A 4,482-nucleotide genomic window follows, 5' to 3' on the forward strand; every position below is an offset into this window, starting at 1 on the left:
GGCGCAGGGTCGACATTGAGTGTCATGTGCGCGCAAGGATTCGAAGTGCAGCACGGGGGCGGCCGGGCGCGGCCGGGCGCGGCCGGGCGCGGTGGGCCGTAACCCTTCCGGCGCAGCGTCGTTGGACCGGCCATGAAGAAGCGCAGCATGCTCGCCGTCGCCTCGCTCGCCGTTGGCGTCGTGGCCTCCCTCACCGCGCCGAGTGCGCATGCCAGTGCCCTGGGCGGGCAGGAGGGGCTGCCCGGGCCGCTGAGCAGCGCTCCGGACGTGGCGCCCGGGCAGGTCGGTGACGCGGGCGGCGTCCTCGGGGAGGCCACCGGCTACGTGACCGGCTCGGCGAACGGCCTGGTGGCGGCCACGCCCGCGTAGTCCCCTCCGGCGGCTCGGGACGGCTCAGGACAGCGGGGCTCCGAGGTCCTGGGTCCAGTACGGGGTGCCGGCGGGGCTGGTGGCGAAGCCGACGCCGATGTCCTTGAACCCGCAGTCGAGCATGTTGGACTGGTGGATTCCGCCGTCCATCCAGCGGGCGAAGACGGCGGCCGGAGTGGTCGGCCCCCGGTCGAGGTTCTCGCCCCACTGGGACCAGCGGTAACCGGCGGCGGTGATCCGGGCCTCGGTTCGGACGCCGTCCGGGTTGACGTGGTCGAAGAAGGCGCGGGTGGCCATGTCGTCCGCGTGCTTCTGGGCCGAGCCGTGCAGCCGGGGATCGATCCGCAGCGGGGCACAACCGGCCTTGGCCCGTTCGGCGTTGACCAGGTCGACCAGCTGGCGCTCCGGGTTGGCCTGCGGTGTCGCGGAGGAGGAACGGGTCGCGGTCGGCGTCGATGTGGGCGCCGCCGTCGCCGTCGGGGTCTCTGTAGGTGCCGGGGTCTCGCCGGGTGTCGGGGTCGGCGTCGGGGTGACGGCAACGGGTGCGGCGGCCGCCGCGGTTACGTCCAGGGCCGCGGCCGGGGCGGTCGGCTCCGGTGCCGCCCCCTGCGACGGCCCGTCGGTCTGCGGCAAGACCAGGGCGAGGGTGGTCACGGCGACGGCCGCGGCGGCGCCGCTCACCAGGACGGCCTTGCGGGCCGCGGTGCCGGCCCAACCGCCGTGCCCTGCCGCTCCCGCGTGCGCGCCACCGGCATGGGCCCCGGCACCCGATCCCGCTCCGGAGCCCGCTCCGGCGGCGGCGGTCGAGGAGGCGACGGCGGCCGCGGTGTGCTGGAAGTGCAGCAGCACGGGCGAGCCGAGCGGGATCGGCACCAGGGCGAGGCCCGCCAGCAGCCCCTCGGCCGGGAACAGGTCCCGACCGAGACCGCCGCAGTCGGCGCAGTCACGGATGTGACGGGCGATGCGCTTGCGCCAGACCGAGTTCGGGGTGCCGTCGAAACCCGCGGTGAGCTCGGTCAGCCCGGGGCAGCGGGGGTACGCGCAGAGCGCGCGGACGACGACACGGCCCGCTTCGAGCTGCTTCTTCATCCGCTGCACGCGCACGGCGGTGTGCTGGGGGCTCAGGTCGAGGGCCTCGGCCAGCTCGGCGCGGGTCAGTTCGCCGACGGCCTCCAGCCACCAGAGGGCGAGCAGTTCGCGGTCGTCGGGGTCCAGCCAGCGGGTGGCCTCGGCCACCTCGCGGCGCTGGCCCGACAGGCCGAGGCGCAGGATGGTGAGATCGGTGAAGTCGGCACGCGGGTCGGCGACCTCCCAAGTCTCGTCCAGGCCTCCGACGGTCGGCTGCTGCTGGCCGGCGGCGTGCCGGCGCCGCACCTGGTTCATGGTGATGGCGACCAGCCAGGACCGGAAGGACTCCGGGTCGCGGAGCCCGTCCAGGCCGTCAAGGGCCCGGATCATGGTCTCCTGCGCCACGTCGTCCACGTCGGCGTGGCCGCCGAGGGCGCGGCCGGCCACGTTGTAGACGAGCGGCAGCCAGGCGGCGACCAGCGCCTCCTGGGCCTGCCGGTCACCTGCCTGCGCCGCGAGCACCAGGCTGGTCCCGGTCCTGTTCTGCACATCAGCGTTCATGGTCCGCACTCCGTCTTGCCGTGTTTCCGTCCGCCGCTGCCTCCTCGGAGACCTTTGGGGAGTGATCAGATAACAACAATGTGCACGGAATCGGAAAATCGGGCCGGACCGGTCGGTCCGGCCCGGTAGTGGGAACGGGCCGGACCACGAGCGGTCAGGTACGGAAACGCGCGGTCAGGTGCGGAAACGGGCGGGCGCGGGGCGGGCGCGGTTCACCTCGGACGCGGTTCACCCGAAGACGGACTCACGGCGGGCTCGTGGCCGGTACGCGGCCGACTCGCGGCCGCTCGACAGCCGCTCGACGGCCGGCTCACGCCGGGGCGGCGAACACCTGGGTCCACCACGGGCCGTTGGCGCCGGTCCGCACGCCCACTCCGAGCTGCTTGAACGAGCAGTTCAGGATGTTGGCCCGGTGGCCGGGGCTGTTCATCCACGACTCCATCACGGCGGCCGGGTCCTTCTGCCCGCGGGCGATGTTCTCGCCCCAGGTGCTCCAGCTGTAGCCGGCCGCCTCGATCCGGTGGTCGGCGTGGTCGCCCTCGGGGCTGGCGTGGTCGAAGTAGTTGCGGTCCGCCATGTCGTCGCTGTGCGACTGGGCCGCGCTCGCCAGCCGGGGCTCGGCGCTGACCGGTCCGCAGCCCGCCTTGGCACGCTCGGCGTTGACCAGGTTCACGACCTGCTGGGCGTCCGACGGGGACGCGCCCCCGCCCGCAGGCTGGGCGGCGGCCCGCTTGGCGGCGGTCTGGGCCGGAGCGGTGGTGCGGGTGGGGGGCGGAGTCGCCTTGGCCGCGGCGGCCGTGGGGGTGGGAGCGGCGCTCGGGGAGGCGAAGGCCGAAGCCGTCGGGGCGGCCGGCGCGGTGGTGGCCGGGGCCGGCGCGGCCGGGGTGCTCGGGGCGGCCGTCGGACCGGCGGTGGCGGTGGTGGCGGCGGCCCCCGGCTGGACGTCCGGGTTGGTCCCCCCGGCGCCGGGCACCTGGATGCCCTCGTGGGTACCCAGCTCCGCGGCGATCAGCATGTCGGCGGCCAGCGACTGGCCCGCGATGTCACGGTCGGTCTGCTTGCCGCCGAACGCCGCGTAGCCCGCGCCCGCCAGCGCGGCGATCAGCCCGGTGCCGGCCACGGCCGCGACGACGGCGGTCACCGGGACGATCCCGCCGCGCCGCCGTCCGCGCCGGCCCCGACCGGTGTGCCGCTCGGCAGCCCGCCGCGCCGCCCGGCCGCCGGAGCGGCCCCGGGTTCCGCTCCCGCTGTCGCTTCCGGCACCGCCCCCGCTCGCCGGGAGAATGGTCGTCCTGTCGTCGCTGTTCACGTGGCCACGCTTTCTGTTCCGGGTCGACTGGTCGGGTGCCGACACTGGGGAGACCTCCCGGCGGGGCGCCGATAACAGAAATTCCGAACGAATGTCCGGCGGTCGGCCCGCGGGCTCAGCCGACCGGTGCCTCCGGAGCCATGTCGTAGGTGATGAACCTGGTCCGGGTGGCGACCTGGTCGTACTTGCCACGGGCCCGGTAATTGTCCTCGGAGGTGATCCAGCGGACGGTGACCCACCCACGTTCCGCCGCGATTTCCCGCAGCCGGCCCAACAGCGCGTCCACCGCTCCGCCGCCGCGGACCTCCGGCGCCACGAACAGATCGTCCAGGAAGCACCCGACGGCCCCGTGCAGCGGACGCGCGAACGGCCGGTAGTGCGCCAGGCCGACCGGCCGGCCGTCCCCGTCCCGCGCCAGCAGCCCCGCGAGCTCGTGCCCCGGGTCCATCAGCCAGGACCACACCAGCTCGGCCTTCTCCTCCGGGATCGGCACCCGGTAGAACTCGCAGTACCCACGGAAGAGTTCACGCCAGGCGGCGTAGTCACCGGCCTCGGGCGCGCCGATCGTCCAGTCGGTCGTGGGGGTGTCGCTCATCTCGGTCTCCATCACTCGGGCGGCAGTGCGAGCCCCCAGCATGACGCCCCGTCGATCCTCCCCTGATCACCGCCCCGGCCAAGACCGCCCGCCCGCTGTGCCACTCCGGCGCCTTGCGGAGCGCCCCGCCCCTGCGGTCGCGCGAGGCGGCCGGCCGGACCCGACGGGCGGCGCTTCGCCTCCCTGACGCCGGCGCCGGTGGACGGGGGCGGGCAGCCGGTCCCGGGCGTGGGCGTCGTCGTGCGGGGACGGGACGGGCAGCCGGCCCCGGGGGCCGGTGTCGTCGTGCGGGGACGGGGGCGGGGCCGGATGCTGAGGAGGGTGGAGGTGATGGTGTGCCGGGGTTGTCGCGGTTGGCGTCGGTGTCGCGGGAGGTCGCGGCGGAGCCGGGGCGGCGGGCGAAGACGGAGCTGCTGGCCGCCTGCCTGCGGGGGTTGGGGCCGGTGGACGGGGCTGCCGCCGTGGCGCTGCTGTCCGGGGAGTCGCAGCGGCTGCGGACCGGGATCGGCCCGGCGGCGCTGCGGGGGCTGCCGGAGCCCGCGGCGGAGGCCTCGCTCGGGGTGCGGGAGGCGGAGCGGGA

At 75.4% G+C, this 4,482-nt stretch carries 4 protein-coding genes and 1 pseudogene; 2 read left to right on the forward strand and 3 right to left on the reverse strand.

Features of this window, described 5'->3' with window-relative positions; translation table 11 throughout:
• Positions 1 to 132 precede the first annotated feature (132 nt).
• A complete protein-coding gene (locus tag AB0E96_RS38530; protein ID WP_359831111.1) occupies positions 133 to 369 on the forward strand; it encodes a hypothetical protein in 237 nt (78 codons plus the stop codon).
• Positions 370 to 393: 24 nt separating this feature from the next.
• Here AB0E96_RS38530 and AB0E96_RS38535 read toward each other — a convergent pair whose 3' ends face one another.
• From AB0E96_RS38535 to AB0E96_RS38545, 3 genes are all read right to left on the reverse strand, one after another.
• Entirely contained in the window at positions 394 to 1,998 is a 1,605-nt protein-coding gene (locus AB0E96_RS38535) for a sigma-70 family RNA polymerase sigma factor (protein ID WP_359831113.1), read from the reverse strand.
• A 310-nt stretch (positions 1,999 to 2,308) separates the two neighbouring features.
• Positions 2,309 to 3,139, reverse strand: a complete 831-nt coding sequence (locus AB0E96_RS38540; protein WP_359831115.1) for a CAP domain-containing protein — start codon at positions 3,137 to 3,139, stop codon at positions 2,309 to 2,311.
• A gap of 283 nt (positions 3,140 to 3,422) precedes the next feature.
• Entirely contained in the window at positions 3,423 to 3,902 is a 480-nt protein-coding gene (locus tag AB0E96_RS38545; protein WP_359831117.1) for a GNAT family N-acetyltransferase, read from the reverse strand.
• Between the two features lie 335 nt (positions 3,903 to 4,237).
• Between AB0E96_RS38545 and AB0E96_RS38550 the strand changes: the two are divergent.
• Positions 4,238 to 4,482: pseudogene (locus AB0E96_RS38550) on the forward strand (ATP-dependent DNA ligase); the annotation flags it as partial.

Source organism: Kitasatospora sp. NPDC036755, assembly GCF_040636595.1.
GTDB lineage: Bacteria > Actinomycetota > Actinomycetes > Streptomycetales > Streptomycetaceae > Kitasatospora.